Raw genomic sequence first — 18,164 nt, forward strand, 5'->3', positions numbered from 1 at the left:
GGAGACCGCACATGGCCACGACCACCGCCCCGTCCACCGGCGCCCGGACGCGCGGCGGCGCCCCGCCCCCGCGCGAGCGGACCGGCCGGCGCCGTGCGGGCGCGACGTTCTACCTGTTCCTCGTCCCGTCGCTCGTGCTGTTCACGCTCGCGATCACCGTCCCGGCGGTCATGGGCATCACCCTGAGCTTCACCGACTCGGTCGGGTTCGGGGAGTTCCGGTTCATCGGGCTGACCAACTACATCGCGATGGTGTCGGACCCGGCGATCCTCAGCTCGTACGGGTTCACGATCGGCTTCGCGCTCGTCACAGTGCTCGTCGTGAATGCAGTGGCGTTCCTGCTGGCCGTGGGCCTGACGTCGCGGATCCGCGCGAAGGTCGCGCTGCGCACCGTGTTCGTCCTGCCGATGGTGATCTCCGGGATCATCATCGCGTACGTCTTCCAGTTCCTGTTCTCCAACTCCCTGCCGCAGCTGGGGGAGTGGACGGGCGTCGGCTGGCTGTCGCAGAGCCTGCTCGCGAACGAGGACCTGGCCTGGCTGACGATCGTCTTCGTCACGGCGTGGCAGGCGATCCCGTCGGCGCTGCTCATCTACATCGCGGGCATCCTGTCGATCCCCGGGGAGGTCTACGAGGCCGCGGCGATGGACGGCGCCTCGTCGTGGCGGCGCCTGGTGTCGATCACGCTGCCGCTCGTCGCGGGCTACGTCGTCATCAACGTGATCATCGGCTTCAAGAACTTCCTCAACGCCTACGACATCATCGTCGGCCTGACCAACGGCGGTCCGGGCACCGCGACGCGCAGCGTCGCCATGACGATCTTCTCCGGCTTCACCGGCGGCGACTACGCCTACCAGATGGCCAACGCGACGGTCTTCTTCCTCATCGCCGTCGTCCTCGCCCTGCTCCAGCTGCGCGTCACGCGCGGGAAGGCGTCGGTCTCATGACCCAGCAGACGTATCTCACCACCGGACCGGCGCAGGTGCCGGTGCGCCGCCGCCGGCGGCTGGTGTGGCAGGGCAAGGAGGAGCACCCGAACCGGCCCGGGACCGTCGTGCTGCTGGTCTGCACGGTCGCGGTGCTGCTGCCGCTGTACGCGACGGTCACGATGGCGTTCAAGACGACCGCGCAGTCGGTGAACGGGCAGGTGTTCTCGCTGCCGTCGCCGCTCAGCGTCGAGGGGTTCGTCGAGGCGTGGCGCCTGACGAACTTCCCGCGCGGCTTCGCGATCTCCGTGTTCGTCACCGCGGTCACCGTCGTGGGCACCGTCGCGCTGGCCTCGATGGCCGCGTACGCGATCGCGCGCAACTGGGACCGGCGGTTCTTCCGCGCGTCGTTCTTCTACCTGCTCGCGGCGATGTTCCTGCCGTTCCCGGTGCTCGCGCTCTCCCAGGTGAAGCTCACGGGGATGGTGAACCTCGACAACCCCGTCGGGGTCGCGCTGCTGCACGTGATGTTCCAGCTGTCGTTCAGCGTGCTGCTGTTCACGGCGTTCGTGCGCGGGCTGCCCGAGGAGCTCGAGGAGAGCGCGAAGCTGGAGGGTGCGTCGACGTGGACGGTGTTCCGGCGCATCGTCTTCCCGATGATGGCGCCCATGGCGGCGACGGTCGCGATCTTCGCGTTCCTGGCCTCGTGGAACGACTTCATGATGCCGTCGCTCATCACCGCCGACTCGACGATGCAGACCCTGCCGGTGCTGCAGAGCGTGTTCCAGACGCAGTTCAGCAGCAACTACAACGTCGCGTTCGCGTCGTACCTCATGGCCATGGCGCCGGCGATCGTGGTGTACCTGTTCACGCAGCGCTGGGTGATGGCGGGCGTGACGCAGGGCGCGATCAAGTAGCCGGCGACGGACCGGCGGGGGGCCGACGTGCGACCGGGGCCGGAGGGCGTCCCGTGGTGGCGGGACGCCGTGATCTACCAGGTGTACCCGAAGTCGTTCGCGGACTCCGACGGCGACGGCGTGGGCGACCTGCCGGGCATCGTCGCGCGCCTGGACCACCTGGCGTGGCTCGGGGTGGACGCGGTGTGGCTGTCGCCGTTCTACCCGTCGCCGCAGGCGGACGGCGGGTACGACGTCGCCGACTACTGCGGCGTCGACCCGGCGCTCGGCACGCTCGCGGACCTCGACGAGCTGCTGACCCGCGCGCACGGGCTCGGGCTGCGGGTCCTCGTCGACCTGGTGCCGAACCACACGAGCGACGAGCACCCGTGGTTCCGGGCGGCGCTCGCGGCGCCGACGGGCAGCGCGGAGCGGGGCCTGTACCTGTTCCGCCCGGGGAGCGGACCGGGCGGGCAGGACCCGCCGAACAACTGGCAGTCGATCTTCGGCGGACCGGCGTGGAGCCGGGTGGACGCGCTGACGGGCCGGGTCGAGGACGGCGGGCAGTGGTACCTGCACACGTTCGACGCGCGCCAGCCCGACCTGGACTGGGAGAGCCCCCTGGTGCGCGAGCGGTTCGAGGACGTGCTGCGGTTCTGGCTGGAGCGCGGAGTCGACGGGTTCCGCGTCGACGTCGCCCACGGCCTCGTCAAGGCGGAGGGCCTGCCGGACTGGGACGGCGGCGCCACCGCCATGGTCATGGGCGGCAGCGCGCACGCGCCGGGCTCGGACGTCGTCGACCTCGGGCCGATGTTCGACCAGGACGGCGTGCACGACATCTACCGCTCGTGGAACCGGCTGCTGGCGACCTACCCCGGCGACCGCGCGATGGTCGGCGAGGCGTGCGTGGAGCCGGCGGAGCGCGCCGCCCGGTACGTGCGCCCGGACGAGATGCAGCAGGCGTTCAACTTCCCGTTCCTGCAGTGCCGCTGGGACGCCGAGGCGCTGCGGCGGGTCGTCACGGTGTCGCTCGAGGCGGACGGGGCGGTCGGCGCGCCCACCACGTGGGTGCTGTCGAACCACGACGTGGTGCGGCACGCGTCCCTGCTCGGCTGGGTCGACACCGGGCGGTCGCCCAACGGCATCGGCGCGGACGACCCGCAGCCGGACGCGGCCCTCGGCCTGCGGCGGGCGCGCGCGGCGGCGCTGCTCCTGCTGGCCCTGCCGGGGTCGGCGTACCTGTACCAGGGGGAGGAGCTCGGCCTGCCCGAGCACACGACCCTCCCGGACGACGTGCGCCAGGACCCGATGTGGTTCCGGTCCGGCGGCACCGAACGGGGGCGGGACGGCTGCCGCGTCCCACTGCCGTGGCAGGCGGACCGCCCGGGGTTCGGCTTCGGGCCGACGGGCCGCACGTGGCTGCCGCAGCCCCCGGAGTGGGCCGCGCTCGCGGCCGACGTGCAGCGCGACGACCCGGGCTCGGTGCTCTGGCTGTACCGGGACGCGATCGGGCGGCGGCGCTCGCGGGGGCTCGGGAGCGGGTGGCTCGAGTGGGTGCGGGTCGACGACGCGGACCCGTCCGGCGTGCTGGCGTTCCGCAACCGCGACGTGCTCGTCGTCGTCAACGTCGGGGACGCGCCGGTCGCCGTGCCGGACGGCCGGCGGGTGCTGCTGCACAGCGACCCGGCGGGCGCCGCCGCGGGCGTCGTCGGCGCGGACAGCGCGGCGTGGGTGGACATGGCCTGAGCCACGGGCTGTGGCCCACGTCACCAGGGGACGAATCGGGGCACGGTCTCCCGGCGCCGGATTCGCCCGGTTACCGTGTGGGCGCGAGTCGACGCTCGGCGGGGGGCAACCCTGGGCGCGACGAGTCGGTGCACGCGCGGACCGCGCCACCGATCCTCCTCACGGAACCCAGGGAAGAACCGCATGTCCATGCCTTCCGGCGTGCGACCGCGCCGTCGCGCCGTCGCCTCCCTCATTGCTCTCGTCGCCGTCGTCGCGACGGCCCTGACCGGTCTCGTCACCGCCTCCGGCGCGCAGGCGGCGGCCGCGTGCCGCGCCTCGTACACCGTCACGGCGCAGTGGCCGGGCGCCTTCGTGGCGAACGTCGCCGTGACGAACACCGGCGACCCCGTCCGCGCGTGGACGCTGGGCTGGACCGCGGCCGCGGGCCAGCGGGTCTCGCGCGCGTTCGTCGGTGTCGTCACCCAGGAGGGCACGCGCGTCACCGTCAGGAACGCTCCCGACAACGGCGCGCTGGGCACCGGCCGCACCGTGCTCGTGCCCGTGAGCGGGACCTGGACCGGCAGCAACCCGCTGCCGACGGCGATCACGCTCAACGGCACGACCTGCGCGACCACGGCGACACCCGCGCCGACGTCGCCCGCCGTCCCGGCACCGTCCCCGGCGCCGACCCGGCCGGCCCCGGCCCCGACCACGCCGGCCCCCACCCGGCCCGCCCCGGCCCCGACCACGCCGGCCCCGGCGCCCACCACGCCGGCCCCGGCGCCCACGACGCCGGCTCCCGGCGCCCTGCCCCCGGCGACGCCGCCGGCCGCACCGGGGTGGGGCACGTCGCTGCCGCCGGCCGGTGCGACGCTCAGCCACGCCTACCGGATGCTGCAGACGGTGTCGGCCTCGGGCTACGACCCGCGCGCGGGGGAGTGCTCGGTGGAGGTGCACGCCCGGTACTGGACCTACGGGCCGGACGGGAAGGTGTACCCGACCTGGCACCCGGCGCGCGACGCGAGCGGCTGCTCGTTCGGGCACGAGCACGGCGACGACCCGCGCACGTCGGTCCTGTTCCGCGAGACCGGCTGGCCCGCCTTCGCCTACACCAGCGAGGTCCTCGCCCAGACGGCGACGTCCTCGCACCGGCACGAGGACCACGTGGGGCACAAGGTCTTCGCCGCCGACGACGTGGCCGTGATCGAGGGCGACACCGGCATCGCGGTCGACGCGCCGTCCGGCGCGACGGTCGGCACGTGCGACGTCCTGATGAAGTTCCACCAGGGCACGCACTCGCCGGACGCCTTCACGAACAACCTGCACGAGCTGCTGCTCGCCGCCGACTGCACGCAGGGCGGGCGGACGTCGCAGGTGCGGTACAGCGCGCTGATCCCGCTGGGTCGTCCCGGCGGTTTCGGCAGCACCGACTGCCCGGGCCCGCTCGGCGGGACGTTCACCCAGGTCGGCACGGCCACGCCCGCCGACTCGCCGTCGGACACGCGCTCGCTGGGCCGGCTCCTCGCGGACGCCTCCTGCGTCGACGCGATCCTGGGCGGCGCGGCGTTCGACGCGTTCGACCTGCACGAGTTCTGGTTCTCCGACGTGCGGCTGACGACGCCGCAGGTGACCTTCCGGCTCGCCCCGCTGTTCTACGTGCTCAACCCGAGCCGGTACCACGACGCGAGCAGGCCGAACCGCCTGGCCCGCACGGTCGACGCCTGCTACCGGGGTGTGCCGGGGGCGTTCTGCGACATGGCACGCCGTACCAGCGAGCGGACGGGCGCGCAGGTGGCGTGGGACGACGTCGCGTCGCCCTTCAAGGGCACCATCCGCCAGATGCGGCCGGGCACGTTCTCGCTGACGACGTCCGGGGCCACGACCGTCTACACGGACGCCCTGGGCGGCAAGGCGTCGACCACCCCGTTCACCGGGTCGATCGCGCAGCGCTTCGCCGGCGGCACGTCCTCGTCGATGTACGTGCGCGGCGCCACCCGTGACCACGGGTCGAACCCGGCCGACGGGGTGCACGCGCCGAACTGACCGGTGCCGGGCCCGTTCGCGCCGGGGCCCCTCACCGGGGCCCTGGCGCCGCCGTCGTCCGCTAGCGTCGGCGCCCGACCGGCCACGACGAGGAGGCACCCGTGCCCGAGGACGACACCGCCGCCGCCCGGCGGGCGCAGGCCCGCCGCCGGTGGGCCGAGCGCTGGTTCTCGCCCGGCGGCCTGGTCACGGCCGTGGGCCTCGGCAACCTCGTCGCGGCGCTGAACTGGAACGCGATCGCGAAGGGCCGCGCGGACGTCGCCGAGGCCTTCGCGCAGGCCTCGGTCGTCTCCGACCGGTACACGATCTGGGGCCTCGCCCTGCTCGTCGTGGGGCAGACGATGGTCACGCGCCGGGCGCTGCGGGACCCGGCGGCCTGAGCGCGATCCGCGGCGTCTGCTGCTCCGGCGCGCCGCCGCGGGGACGGACGTTCTCCTGCGCGCGTACGCACGGTGTACGCACGGGCGTGCGTACGGACAGGAGCCCCTCCCCATCCCTGCGGCCCGCGCTCCGACGCCGTCGACACGAGCAGGCGGGCGCGCCTACCGTCGACGGCGACGACCACCGCGGACGACAGCCGGAGGTGCGCATGGGCGAGCGAGAGACGGGGGTCGACGACCCCGGCCCCTTCTTCCACGGCACGAAGGCGGACCTGCGGGTCGGCGACCTGCTCGAGCCGGGCCGGCGGTCGAACTTCGGCACCGGCCGCACCGCCAACCACGTCTACCTGACCGCGACCCTCGACGCCGCCACGTGGGGCGCCGAGCTGGCAACGGGGGAGGGACGCGGCCGTATCTACGTGGTCGAGCCGACCGGCCCGATCGAGGACGACCCGAACCTCACGAACACGCGCTTCGAGGGCAACCCCACGCGGTCGTACCGGACGCGCGAGCCCGTGCGCGTCGTCGGCGAGGTCGAGGACTGGCAGCCGCACCCGCCCGAGGTGCTGCAGCACATGCGCGACCACCTGGCCGAGCTGGACCGCCAGGGCGTGGAAGCGATCGACGACTGACGCGGGCGCCGTGCCGGCGCTGGCAGACTGCCGCCGTGACGACCACGGTGCGGTCCGCGTACGTCGAGGGGGCCGACGTCGCCGTCGCCCTGGTCACGGGCGACGCCGTCGCGGACGCCTGGGCGACACCGTCCGTCCTCGCGGGGATGAGCGTCGGCGAGCTGGCCGCGCACCTCGCGCGCAGCGTGCTGCAGGTCGAGTGGTACCTCGACGGTCCGCTGACCCCGGACGCACCGCTCGTCAGCGCGACCGGATACTACGGCGACCTCGCCGGCACGACGGAACCGGCGTCCGAGCTCAACACGGGGGTGCGCGAGCGGAGCGCGCAGACGGCCGCGCAGGGGTCCGCCGGCCTGGCGGACGCGGTCACCGAGGCTGCCGGGCGCCTGCGGGAGCGGCTGCCCCGGGAGCCCGCCGACCGGCGCCTGACCGTCGGCCACCGCGGCTACACCCTCCTGCTCGACGAGTACCTGCGCACCCGCTGCGTCGAGCTCGCCGTCCACACCGAGGACCTCGCGCTGAGCGTCGGCAGCGACGTCCGCGCACCGACGTCGACGACGGCCCTCGCGGTGGACGTCCTGGTCGGCGCCGCCCGCCACCGCCACGGTGACGGGGAGGTCCTGCACGCCCTGTCCCGCCGCGAGCGCGACACCACGGACGCCCTCCGCGTCCTCTGACCCCCTCGGCCGCCAGCAGCCCCCGGGGTCGAGACCGGCACCTCGGTGCCGAGTCCGACGGCTACGAGGCACGATGTCGGCGCAGAAGTCGCGAAGTCGGCGCGGCGGTGCCGGGACGGTCAGGCGGGCGGGTCGTCCAGGAGGTCGCGGAGCCAGCCCGCGCCGCGGGTTCCCGCGCCGAGGGCCTCGACGCGGCGGCGCAGCTCGCGGTCGGAGGTGACGACGAGGACGTCGGCGCCCACGGCCGCGACGACGTCCACGATCGTGCTGTCGCCGTCGCGCTCGGCGCGGACCACCTCGACACCCGGCCACGTGCCCTCGACGTCGACGGCCCGGCCCTCCAGCACGACGACGACCCGACGCCCCCGCAGCTCCGCGTGACCGAGGGCGGCGGCGACGCCGTCGAGCAGGCGTCGCGCCGCACCCGCGCGGTCCTTCCACCACCCGTCGGGCCGCGCACCCACGACGTTCGCGGCGTCCACGACGAGCGTGCGCGCCGGGTGGGCGGGGCCCGTCGAGGGGAAGGGGCGGGGGTGCTCGGCGGTCACCGGTCCAGCGAACCACCACGACCGGCCGCCGGACGGCCTGGCACGCCCCGCGCCGAGCGCGCACGATGGACGCGTGCTGACCCGGGTGCGGACATGCGTGGCGGTCGCGGCGGCGGTGTGCGTCGCGGCGCTGCCGACGGCGTGCGCGCAGCCGGCGCCGGAGCCGGAGCCGGTCGTCGTCGAGGAGTCCGTCGCGGTGCCGAAGGCCGTCGCGCCCGCGCCGCCCGGACCTGCGCCCGTCGACCTCGCCGCGCTCCCGACGATCGACCCCGTGACCGTCGTCCCCGGGCTGCCCGGCACGGACGGCCTGGAGCAGCGGCGCAACGACGACCCCGCGCTCGGCACGTGGCAGACCGCCACGGTCGTGCGGGACACCGCGGGCTACGACGCGGTCGACGGCCGCCCGGTCGGGACCGTGCCCGCGGTGACCCTCGACGTGCCGACGGTGCTGCCGGTGCTCGACCAGCGCGGTGGCTGGCTGCGCGTGCTCGTCGCGAGCCGCGGCGCCCTGCCGAGCCAGGACCCGGCGCAGGTCAACGGCCGCACGGCGTGGATCCGCGCGGAGGACACCGCACCGTCCGGCACCGACTGGCGGCTGCACCTCGACCTCGCCGCCCGCACGCTGACCATCGAGCAGGGCGAGGCGGCGCAGACGGTGCCGGTGATCGCGGTCGGTGCCCCGGACAGCCCGACCCCGCCGGTGTCGCAGTTCGTCGTCGGGTCGCAGTGGGAGCAGCCCGGCACGTACACGCCGCGCGTCCTGCTGCTGTCGAGCCAGAGCGAGACGATCGACGCGTACGACCGGAACACGGGCACGTCGGCCACCGCGATCCACACGACGCCGTTCGCCCGGACCGGCGCGATCTCCAACGGCTGCATCCGCGTGAGCGACGAGGTCCTCGACCTGCTCTGGGACAAGGTCCCGGCGGGCACGATGCTCACCGTCTCCTGACCTCCGGAGGCAGCCCCCGCGTCAGTCCCCGGACCCCGTCCGCCCCCGCGCCGCCGCGATGGCGTCCGCCGCGCGGATCAGCCCGAGGTGGCTGAACGCCTGCGGGAAGTTGCCGATGAGACGCCCCGCCTCCGGGTCGTACTCCTCGCTGAGCAGGCCGAGGTCGTTCGCGTAGCCGGTGAGCTGGTCCATGAGCGCCTCGGCCTCCTCGAGCCGGCCGCTCATCGCGTACTGCTCGACGAGCCAGAAGCAGCAGATGAGGAACGGGTGCTCCTCGCCCTCGAGCCCGTCCATGCCCGTGTCGGTGCGGTAGCGGTGCAGCAGGCCGTGGTCGTCGCGCAGGTCCTTCTCGATGCGGGCGACGGTGGAGAGCATGCGCGGGTCGTCGTAGGCGAGGTAGCCGGTGTGCGGCAGCTGCAGCAGGGACGCGTCGACCTCGGTGTTGTCGTAGGCCTGCGTGAAGCTGTCGATCGCGCGGTTGAAGCCGCGGGTGTCGATCTCCTCGCGGAGGCGGTCGCGCAGCTCCCGCCAGCGCTCGACCGGCCCGTCCAGCCCGTGCTCCTCGACGGCCCGCACGCCGCGGTCGAACGCGGCCCACATCATCGCCCGGCCGTGCGTGAAGTAGTGCAGGTCGCCGCGCATCTCCCAGATGCCGTGGTCCTCGCGGTCGAAGTTCACCTCGCAGTACCGCAGCAGGCTCTTCTGCAGGCCCCACGAGTACTGGTCCTCCTCGACGCCGGCGTCGCGCAGCATCGCGAGGGCGATCATCACCTCGCCGACCACGTCGGCCTGGTACTGGTCCGCGGCCCCGTTGCCGATCCGCACGGGCCGGGAGTCCTCGTAGCCCGCGAGGTGGTCGAGCTCCTTCTCGTCGAGCTCCCGCTCCCCGCCGATGCCGTACATGATCTTGATGTCGTCGGCGTCGCCCGCGACGGCCCGCAGCAGCCAGTCCCGCCACAGCCGCGCGCCGCGGGTCAGCCCGTGCGCGATCGCGACCTCGATGGTGAGCGCCGCGTCCCGCAGCCACACGAACCGGTAGTCCCAGTTGCGCTCACCGCCCAGGCCCTCCGGCAGGGACGCCGTGGGCGCGGCGACGATGCCGCCGGTCCGCTCGTGCGTGAGGGCCCGCAGGACGAGCAGCGAGCGCAGCACGATCGGGTCGTGGTCGGTGTGCACGGTGAGCCGCGACGACCACTCGGCCCAGTACTCCAGCGTCTCCGCGAGCGCCCGGTCGGCGTCGATCCGGTCGGGCAGGTCGTCCCAGGACGGGAACCACGCGAGGTCCCAGTCCAGCACGTCGCCCTTCTCGAGCCGGAACGTGCCGGTCAGCCGCGGGGCGCGCGCACCGCCCTCGCCGTCCTGGTCGGCGCGGAACGCCCCCGGCTGCTCGGCGGCGTCGTGCCCCTCGTCCTCCTCGTCGTCGTCCGTCCCCGCCCAGGTCAGCAGGGGCCCGGTGACGAGCACGCCGTCGGGGCCGGCGAGCGAGAGCAGCGCGGGGGCGCCGTCGTGCTCGACCACGCGCACCCAGGGCGTCGCGCGCGCGTAGTCGAACCGCAGACGCAGGTCGTGCTCCACCTCCACCGTGCCGTCGAGGCACTCGACGCGCCGCACGAGGTCGTCGCGCTCACCGCGGGGCGGCAGGAAGTCCGTGACGCGGACCGTGCCGGTCGGGGTGCGCCACGTCGTCTCGAGCACGAACGTCTGCGGCAGGTACCGCCGCTCGACGACCTCACCGTCGACCGCCGACAGCTTCCACCGTCCGTCGTCCGGGTCGCCGAGGATCGCGCAGAACACCGCCGCGGAGTCGAACCGGGGCAGGCACAGCCAGTCGATGCTCCCGTCCCGGGAGACCAGGGGACCGGTGCGCAGGTCGGACAGCAGGGCGTAGTCCTCGAGGTGGGTGCTCACCTCGTCCTTTGTACGTGCTGGACGTGCGGTCCGCAGCCGGGCCTCGGGCCGCTCCGGGCACCCGCCTCACGACGCGGACACGTGAGCGAGGCCACGGGGTGGCGTCCGCCGGCCACGCTGCGGCCGGTGCCGCCAGGTTCCGGTGCAGGTCCGTGGCCTGCGGCCGTCGCGTCACCGCACGACCCGGCGCTCGCCCTGCCATGCCGTCGGCATGCCCCCGCCCGCCTCGACGGGCGGCTCGGCAGACGTCCGGCTAGCCTGGATCGCGGAGTGCCGGGAAGACGGGTCGGCGACGTAGCCGACCGACCCCTGGAGCCACCACCATGCCTCGCCGCCGCTGCGGCGCGCCCTCGGCGCGCCGCCTCCGCCTCCGTCTGCCCGCGATCCCGTCCCCGCGGTCGTGAGCCTGCTGCTCGCGGTCGGGCTGAGCTGGGCGCTGGTCGCCCTCGGCCCGCTGCTGACCCGTGCCCTCGGCCGTCGCGCCGGCTACGCCTGCGCCGCCGTCCTGCTCGGCGTCGCCGGCGTGGTGACGGCCGCGTGGATGACGGGCGGCGAGACCCGGGTCGACGTGCCCTGGATGCCCGCGCTCGACGTCGGGCTGCGGCTGCGCCTCGACGGGCTCGGGTTCCTGTTCGCCCTGGTCGTGCTCGTGGTCGGCGCCCTCGTGATGGTCTACTCCGCGGCGTACGTGCGTGCCCCGCGGCCCACCGCGTTCTACGTCCTCATGACGGCGTTCGCGGCGGCGATGCTCACGCTCGTCCTCGCCGACGACCTGGTCGTGCTGTTCGTCGCCTGGGAGCTGACGACCGTCTGCTCCTACCTGCTGATCCTGCGCTCCGGGCCGGACGCCGGTCCGCCCGCCACCCGCACGTTCCTCGTCACGGCGGCCGGCGGGCTCGCGCTCCTCGGCGCGGTCGTGACCGTCGCGGTGCGCACCGGGACGACCGACCTCACCGCCGCCCTCGCCGACCCGGCGTGGCAGCAGGACCCGGTGTTCGCGGGGGCCGTGGCGTCGCTCGTCGCGTTCGCGGCGATGACGAAGTCGGCGCAGCTCCCCTTCCACGCGTGGCTGCCGGACGCCATGGTCGCGCCCGCGCCCGTCAGCGCGTACCTGCACGCCGCGGCGATGGTGAAGGCGGGCATCTACCTGCTGCTGCTGTTCGCGCCCGCGGCGTCCGCGTCGCCCGTGTGGCCGGCCGTGCTCATCACCGTGGGGCTCGCGACGTGCGTCATGGGGGCCCTGTTCGCGCTGCAGCGCACGGACCTCAAGGAGCTGCTGGCGTACTCGACGGTGAGCCAGCTCGGCCTGCTCGTCGCGGTGATCGGCGTCGGGACGCCCACCGCGATGCTCGCGGCCGTCGTGCACGTCGTCGCGCACGCGCTGTTCAAGTCCGCCGCGTTCATGTCCGTCGGGCTGATCGAGAAGCGCACCGGGACGCGCGACCTGCGCGAGCTGCGCGGGCTCGCCCGCTCGATGCCGTGGGACGCCGCGCTGCTCGCGATCGCGGTGGTCAGCATGGCGGGGGTCGCGCCGACGCTCGGGTTCGTCAGCAAGGAGACGGTGCTCGAGGCGTTCTTCTCCGCCCCCGACGCGGGCCCGCTGGGTCTGCTCGCGGCGGGCGCCGTCGTGCTCGGCGCGGTGCTCACGGCCGCGTACAGCGCGCGGATGGTCGTCGGGACCCTGCCCGGCCCGCGCTGCGACGTGGCCGACCCGCGCCCCACCGCGCCCATGTCGGTCGCGGTCGGTGCCGCCGCACTCGGCGGGCTCGGCGCCGGGCTCGCGGTCGCGTCGGTCGGCGCCCTCACCGCGCCGGCCGTCTCCGTGGCGGCGGGCGTGGACGTCGACGACGTCGGCTACCTGAGCCTGTGGCACGGCGTGAACCCCGCGCTGCTCGCGTCGCTCCTGGCCGTGGCCGCGGGCCTGACGCTCGTGCTGTGGCGGCGCGGCCCCGTCGACTCGCTGCTCGTCGGCCGCCGCCTGCTGCCCGTCGCGGGCACCGAGGTCGTGCAGCGCGCGCACGACGGCGTCATCCGCCTCGGCCGGCGGGTCGGCGACCTCACGCGCAGCGACGCCCCGGCCCGGCACCTCGCCGTGCCGGTCGTGCTGCTCGGCGGGGGCGCGGTGGTGGCCGGCGCGCTGTGGCGCGGGCTGCCCGAGGGCACCGCACCCGGGCCGTTCGACGTCGGGCTGCTCGTGGTCGTCGTCGCGGGGATCGTCGCCGTGGCGCGGGCCAGGTCGCGGCTGACCGCCGTCGTGGCGGTCGGGGTCGTCGGCTTCGGCGTCGTCCTGTGGTTCTTCGTGCTGGGGGCGTCGGACGTGGCGCTCACGCAGCTGCTCGTCGAGATCCTCACCGTCGTGGTGCTGGTGTTCGTGCTGCGCCGGATGTCGCGGCGGCTGCCGCGGGTGCGCCGTCGCCGGGCCGTGGGGACCGCGGCCGCGGCCGTCGCCGCGGGTGTGGCCGCCACGCTCGGGACGCTCGTCTTCACGGGTCACCGGCCGCCGTCGGAGGTCGGCGACTTCTTCCTGCGGGAGGCCGAGGAGCTCACGGGCGGCACCAACGTGGTCAACACGATCCTGGTGGACTTCCGCGCGCTCGACACGCTCGGCGAGCTCGTGGTGCTCGCGGTCGCCGCCGCGGCGATCGCGGCCCTGCTCGACGCCCGGCGGGCCGTCGACGTGCCGCAGGTGCCCGAACCGCGGACCGTCGTCGCCGACCCCGGGCGCAACGCGGTCTTCCTGCAGGCGCTCGACCGGCTGCTGGTCCCGGTGATGCTCGGCGCCTCGCTGTACGCGCTGCTGCGCGGGCACACCGCGCCCGGTGGCGGGTTCATCGCGGCCCTCATTGGCGCGTGCGCGCTCGTGCTCGCCTACCTCGCCGCACCGACCGACGACGTGCCGCGCGTCGAGCGGCCGTACCTGGCGATCGCCGGGGCGGGCGTCGTGGTCGCGGTCGTCACCGGGCTGCTCGGCTTCGTCGACGGGGCGTTCCTGCGGCCCCTGCACGCGTACGTGCTCGGCGTGCACCTGACCAGCGCCCTCGTCTTCGACGTCGGCGTCTACCTCGCGGTGCTCGGTGTCATCCTCGCCGCCGTCAACCGGCTGGGCCTGTCGCCCGCCGGCGACGACCGGCGCGACGCCGACCCGCGCGACCAGAGGGCCGACCTCGACCGGGAGGAGGTGCGCGTCCCGTGACGCTCGCGCTCACCGTCGGCGCCCTCACCGCCGGCGCCGTCCACCTGCTGCTGCAGCGGGACCTGCTGCGCGTCGTGCTCGGCGCCGTGCTGCTCAGCCACGCCGTCAACCTGCTGCTGTTCGCCTCCGGCGGCGTCCTGCGCCGCGACGAGCCGCTCGGCGCCGACCTCGACCCGGCGACCACCGCCGACCCCCTGCCCCAGGCGTTCGTGCTGACGGCCATCGTCATCGCGTTCGCCATCACCATCTACCTGCTCGTGCTCGCGGTCACCGGCCGGCGCCAGGACGTCGACGGGTCCGACGACGACGGGCGCGAGGAGGCCGCATGACCCCCGACGCGCTCCCCCTGCTCGTGGCGGTGCCGCTCGTGGCCGCCGGCGTCGCGCTGCTGCCCGTGCGCGGCGGCACCGGCGCCCGCGCGCTGCTGATGACGCTGCTCACGGCGAACCTCGCGGCGGCCGTCGCGCTGGTCGCCGCCACCCGCGACAGCTCCGTGCTCGTGCACCAGGTCGGCGGCTGGGACGCCGGCATCGCGATCCCGCTCGCCGCGGACGCGCTGTCCGCGCTCGTCATGACCGTCGCCGCCCTGCTGACGCTCGCGTGCTCGGCGTTCGCGCTGGCGTCGGGCACCGGACGGCTGCGGCTCTTCCCGCCGTTCGTGCTCGTGCTCACCGCGGGGGTCAACGGTGCGCTGCTCACCGCGGACCTGTTCAACCTCTTCGTGTTCATCGAGGTCATGCTGCTGCCGTCGTACGGGCTGCTCGTGCTCGCGCGGGAGCGGCGCGGCACGGACGCGTCCGTACGGGGCTCACGCCTGTACGTGGTGTTCAACCTCGTCGTGTCGACCGTCCTCCTGGCCGGCGTCGCGCTCACCTACGGGGTCACCGGCACGGTGAACCTCGCCGCGCTCGCGGGCGCCGCGACGGACGACCCGGTCGTCGCCGCCGCCGTCGGCATGTGCCTGGTCGCGCTCGCGATGAAGGCCGCCGTCGTCCCGGTGCACGGCTGGCTCGCCCGCGCGTACCCGTCGACGTCGCCCGCCGTCACCGCCCTGTTCTCCGGCCTGCACACCAAGGTCGCCATCTACGCGATCTACCGCGTCTACGCCGTCGTCTTCGAGGGCGACCAGCGGTACCTGTGGATCGGGCTCCTCGTGTTCAGCGCGACGATGGTCGTCGGCGTGCTGGGCGCCGCGGGGGAGCAGCGGATGCGCTCCGTGCTCGCGTTCCACATGGTCAGCCAGATCGGCTACATCCTGCTCGGCGTCGCGCTGTTCACCCCGGCCGGGCTGACCGCCGGAATCTTCTACCTGCTGCACCACATGGTCGTGAAGGCGTCGCTGTTCCTGTCGACCGGGGCGATCGAGACCCGGTACGGCACCGACGTCCTCGACGACCTCAGACCGCGCGTCCGCCGGGAGCCGGTGCTCGCCGCGGCGTTCGGGGTGGCGGCGCTGTCGCTCGCCGGGCTGCCGCCGTTCTCCGGGTTCGTCGCGAAGCTCTCGCTCGTCATGGCCGCGCTCGACGCCGGGCAGGTCGCCGTGGTCGTCGCCGCGCTGGCGGTCAGCCTGGTGACGCTGCTGTCGATGCTCAAGCTGGTCAACGCGGTGTTCGCGCCGCCGCTGGTGTCCGGGGCTGCCGCGCCGGTGCCGGTGCGGGCGGACGACCGACCCGCGGGCGACGGGACAGCGGGCGGCGCGGCGCGCGGTACGGCGCGCGGCGACGGCGGGGACGGCAGCGGGGGCGGCGTCGGCGTCGCGACCCGGACCGCCACCGCGCGGACGTCCGAGGTCACGTGGACGCGCCGGTCCCGCGCCGCGCTGGCCGCACCCGCCGTCGCGCTCGCGGCGGTCACGGTCGTGCTGGGCCTCGGTGCGCAGGGTCTGCTGGACCTGGCCGGGGTCGCGGCCGACGGCCTGCTCGACACCACGACGTACGTGACGGCGGTGACGGGCCGATGACCCGCGTCCTGCTCCTGCCGCTGCGCGCCCTGGCCTTCGTGCTGTGGTTCACCGGCGCGATCGTGCGGTCGTCCGGTGCGGTGCTGGCCGACATCGCGACACCGGCGCCGCGGGGTGCGCCGCGCGTCGTGCGCCTGCCCCTCGGCGCCGGCGGGGACGCGCACCTCGTGGCGCTCAGCGTCTGCATCACGCTCACGCCGGGGACGCTCGTGCTCGGCGTCGTCCCCGACGGCGACGAGGGCCGTGCGCTGCTCGTGCACTCGCTCTACCACCCGGACGCCGAGACCGCGCTGGCCGACCTGCGGGACACCTCGCGCCGGCTGCGCGCCGTCGTACGACCGGAGGGACGACCGTGATCGCCGTCGACATCGCCATCGTGGGCTGCGCCGTGGCGCTGCTCGTGTCCGCGTACCAGGTTGCGCGCGGGCCGGAGCCCGCCGACCGCGTCGTCGCCGCCGACCTGCTGACGTTCAGCCTGGTTGCGCTGGTCGCGCTGGTCGGCACGCGCCTCGGCCGGGTCGGCACCTTCGACGTGGTCATCGTCGCCACGCTCGTGGCGTTCCTCGCGGCGGTGTCGCTGAGCCGCGCCCTGACGGGAGGACGCCGATGAGCGCCGTGTGGAGCGTGCTCGGCCAGGTGCTCGTCCTGGCCGGCGCCGCGATCTTCCTGCTGGCGGCCGTGGGCCTGCGCCGCTTCGCCGACGCGTACGGCCGGACCTCGGCCGTCGCCACGGCCGCGGCGCTGGGCGTCGCGTTCGTCACCGTCGGCGCCGGGCTGCTCGACCCGCGGCCCGCCGACGTCGTCAAGGTCGTCCTCGCCGTCGTGCTGCAGCTGCTCACGTCGGCGGTGGGCGCCATCGCCATCGCCCGCGCGGCGGTGAACTCCGGCCACGCGTTCAGCGACGAGACCGACGTCGCCGAGCTCGCCACCCCCCACGAGGAGGACTGACATGTTCATGCGCGCCCCCGCCGCACCCCCCGGTCCCCGCTGGCAGCGGCACGGCGGCACCGTGCTCGCCGCGGCGGCCGCCACCATGGCCCTCGTCGCGTTCGCGATGCGCCAGCTCGTGCACCCGCTCGGCGACGAGGACGTCGCAGGGGCCTCGCTGCCTCTCGACGTCGCCGGACCCGTGACCGTCGTCGTGCGCTGACCCGGCGCCACCGGGTCACCCGTCCGGGCCACGGGTGTCCCCCCGGACGGGTGACGCCGGGGACGCGCCCTCCGCGGTGAGGCCCTGCCCGGCGACCCGCGGGTGAGGGTGGGCGCCGGCGAGGGGAGCGTGGGGTGGGCGAGGGCGGGGAGGTCTCGACCGACGGGCTGCTGCGATGGTTCGAGCAGGTGCTCGGCCCCGGGGGCGGGCGCGTCGGGCGCGAGGAGCTCGCGACCCTGCTCGCCCCGCTCGGCTGGGACGTCGACTTCCCGCAGGAGGCCGCCACGACCGGCGACGTGCGCGTCGTCGGGGGAGAGCGCCTCGTGGTCGTCCGCTACGACGGCTCCCCGTTCGCCGTCCGCCGCCGGCCGCACCACCGGCTGCCGGAGGGGCTCGTCGTGGTCGAGCTCGTGCACCGGGGCGACGGCGTCCTGCGCGGTGCCGGCGTGGTCCGCGAGGTCGGCCCCGGCGACGCGGTGCTGCACGCGTCCGGGGGGCGGCACGCGCTCGAGTGGCGCTCGCCCTCGACGCGGACGTACGTGGTGCTCGTGTCGCGGCTGCTGGCCCGGGGCGACGTCGTCCTGCGCCTCGAGGACCTGCACCGCCGGCGCGACCCCCTGGTGCCGGCGGTCGAGCGGCTGGTCGACGTCCTGCTCGGCGAGCAGCGCCTGCCCTCGGTCACGGCGCTCGCGGTCGCGCAGGCGGTGCACGGCCTGCTGTCGGCGACGGTCGCGCAGGCGGTCGACCGTGAGCCGGCCCCCGCCGACGCCGTGCCGCTCGAGCGCGTCCGCGAGGTGCTGCTGCGCCGGTACACGGACCCGACGCTGGATGCCGGCGCCGTCGCGCGGGAGCTGCGCGTCAGCCGCCGCTACCTGTTCACCCTGTTCGACGGCTCACCCGAGACGTTCGCGTCCATGCTGCGCACCATCCGGCTCGACCACGCGGCGGAGGTGCTCGGTGCGGACGGGGCGGGCGTCACGGTGCGCCGGGTCGCGCGGGAGTCCGGCTTCGCGGGGCCGGCCCAGCTCTCCCGCGCGTTCCGGGAGCGGTTCGGGGTGACGCCCACGGAGTTCCGGCGGGCGACGACGGGGGCGCGCACACCGGCCGCGTCCTGACCGGGACGATCCGGACGACCTGGACGCGCGTCCAGCGATGCGTGACGGTGGGTGCG

Annotated in this window: 18 protein-coding genes; 16 read left to right on the plus strand and 2 right to left on the minus strand. The window is 75.1% G+C overall.

Going from position 1 to position 18,164, the window contains the following annotated elements; all coding sequences use genetic code 11:
- The first annotated feature begins 11 nt into the window (after window positions 1–11).
- From FB586_RS07205 to FB586_RS07235, 7 genes are all read left to right on the plus strand, one after another.
- A complete protein-coding gene (locus FB586_RS07205) occupies window positions 12–947 on the plus strand; it encodes a carbohydrate ABC transporter permease (protein ID WP_136518634.1) in 936 nt (311 codons plus the stop codon).
- Entirely contained in the window at window positions 944–1,843 is a 900-nt protein-coding gene (locus FB586_RS07210; RefSeq protein WP_136518635.1) for a carbohydrate ABC transporter permease, read from the plus strand. The genes FB586_RS07205 and FB586_RS07210 overlap by 4 nt, the downstream gene beginning before the upstream one ends.
- A gap of 27 nt (window positions 1,844–1,870) precedes the next feature.
- The gene (locus tag FB586_RS07215) at window positions 1,871–3,568 is read left to right on the plus strand and encodes a glycoside hydrolase family 13 protein (protein WP_136518636.1); all 1,698 of its coding nucleotides are present in this window, start codon (window positions 1,871–1,873) and stop codon (window positions 3,566–3,568) included.
- Window positions 3,569–3,751: 183 nt separating this feature from the next.
- Window positions 3,752–5,593, plus strand: coding sequence for a cellulose binding domain-containing protein (locus tag FB586_RS19720; protein ID WP_136518637.1), 1,842 nt, complete (start codon window positions 3,752–3,754; stop codon window positions 5,591–5,593).
- 101 nt (window positions 5,594–5,694) lie between these two features.
- A complete protein-coding gene (locus FB586_RS07225) occupies window positions 5,695–5,973 on the plus strand; it encodes a hypothetical protein (RefSeq protein WP_136518638.1) in 279 nt (92 codons plus the stop codon).
- Between the two features lie 209 nt (window positions 5,974–6,182).
- Window positions 6,183–6,605 carry an NAD(+)--rifampin ADP-ribosyltransferase gene (gene arr, locus FB586_RS07230; protein WP_136518639.1) on the plus strand — a complete coding sequence of 141 codons (423 nt, stop codon included), beginning with the start codon at window positions 6,183–6,185 and terminating at the stop codon, window positions 6,603–6,605.
- A 35-nt stretch (window positions 6,606–6,640) separates the two neighbouring features.
- Window positions 6,641–7,282, plus strand: coding sequence for a maleylpyruvate isomerase N-terminal domain-containing protein (locus FB586_RS07235; protein ID WP_136518640.1), 642 nt, complete (start codon window positions 6,641–6,643; stop codon window positions 7,280–7,282).
- A 119-nt stretch (window positions 7,283–7,401) separates the two neighbouring features.
- Here FB586_RS07235 and FB586_RS07240 read toward each other — a convergent pair whose 3' ends face one another.
- Window positions 7,402–7,830: an NYN domain-containing protein gene (locus tag FB586_RS07240; protein WP_136518641.1), complete on the minus strand. Its 429-nt coding sequence runs from the start codon at window positions 7,828–7,830 to the stop codon at window positions 7,402–7,404.
- 73 nt (window positions 7,831–7,903) lie between these two features.
- On the opposite strand from FB586_RS07240, the gene FB586_RS07245 reads away from it, so the two are divergent.
- Complete coding sequence (locus FB586_RS07245) at window positions 7,904–8,782, plus strand: L,D-transpeptidase (RefSeq protein WP_246036606.1); 879 nt, start codon at window positions 7,904–7,906, stop codon at window positions 8,780–8,782.
- Window positions 8,783–8,803: 21 nt separating this feature from the next.
- Here FB586_RS07245 and FB586_RS07250 read toward each other — a convergent pair whose 3' ends face one another.
- Window positions 8,804–10,690 (minus strand): glycoside hydrolase family 15 protein, encoded by a 1,887-nt coding sequence (locus tag FB586_RS07250; protein ID WP_136518642.1) that lies wholly within the window; start codon window positions 10,688–10,690, stop codon window positions 8,804–8,806.
- A 400-nt stretch (window positions 10,691–11,090) separates the two neighbouring features.
- Between FB586_RS07250 and FB586_RS07255 the strand changes: the two genes are divergently transcribed.
- From FB586_RS07255 to FB586_RS07290, 8 genes are all read left to right on the plus strand, one after another.
- The gene (locus FB586_RS07255; protein ID WP_136518643.1) at window positions 11,091–13,883 is read left to right on the plus strand and encodes a DUF4040 family protein; all 2,793 of its coding nucleotides are present in this window, start codon (window positions 11,091–11,093) and stop codon (window positions 13,881–13,883) included.
- Window positions 13,880–14,212 (plus strand): sodium:proton antiporter, encoded by a 333-nt coding sequence (locus tag FB586_RS07260; RefSeq protein ID WP_136518644.1) that lies wholly within the window; start codon window positions 13,880–13,882, stop codon window positions 14,210–14,212. The genes FB586_RS07255 and FB586_RS07260 overlap by 4 nt, the downstream gene beginning before the upstream one ends.
- A complete protein-coding gene (locus tag FB586_RS07265) occupies window positions 14,209–15,843 on the plus strand; it encodes a monovalent cation/H+ antiporter subunit D family protein (protein WP_136518645.1) in 1,635 nt (544 codons plus the stop codon). Before FB586_RS07260 ends, FB586_RS07265 begins: the two co-directional genes overlap by 4 nt.
- On the plus strand, window positions 15,840–16,199 hold the full coding sequence (locus FB586_RS07270; protein ID WP_136518646.1) for a Na+/H+ antiporter subunit E: 360 nt from the start codon (window positions 15,840–15,842) through the stop codon (window positions 16,197–16,199). The genes FB586_RS07265 and FB586_RS07270 overlap by 4 nt, the downstream gene beginning before the upstream one ends.
- A complete protein-coding gene (locus FB586_RS07275; RefSeq protein WP_136518647.1) occupies window positions 16,196–16,453 on the plus strand; it encodes an MrpF/PhaF family protein in 258 nt (85 codons plus the stop codon). Before FB586_RS07270 ends, FB586_RS07275 begins: the two co-directional genes overlap by 4 nt.
- Window positions 16,450–16,791 carry a cation:proton antiporter gene (locus FB586_RS07280; RefSeq protein ID WP_136518648.1) on the plus strand — a complete coding sequence of 114 codons (342 nt, stop codon included), beginning with the start codon at window positions 16,450–16,452 and terminating at the stop codon, window positions 16,789–16,791. The genes FB586_RS07275 and FB586_RS07280 overlap by 4 nt, the downstream gene beginning before the upstream one ends.
- 1 nt (window position 16,792) lies before the next feature.
- Window positions 16,793–16,993, plus strand: coding sequence for a hypothetical protein (locus tag FB586_RS07285; RefSeq protein ID WP_136518649.1), 201 nt, complete (start codon window positions 16,793–16,795; stop codon window positions 16,991–16,993).
- Window positions 16,994–17,127: 134 nt separating this feature from the next.
- Window positions 17,128–18,108 carry an AraC family transcriptional regulator gene (locus FB586_RS07290; RefSeq protein WP_136518650.1) on the plus strand — a complete coding sequence of 327 codons (981 nt, stop codon included), beginning with the start codon at window positions 17,128–17,130 and terminating at the stop codon, window positions 18,106–18,108.
- The last annotated feature ends 56 nt before the right edge of the window (window positions 18,109–18,164 follow it).

The sequence above is a fragment of the Cellulomonas telluris genome, from assembly GCF_004886325.1.
In the GTDB taxonomy this organism is placed as follows: Bacteria; Actinomycetota; Actinomycetes; order Actinomycetales; family Cellulomonadaceae; genus Cellulomonas; species Cellulomonas telluris.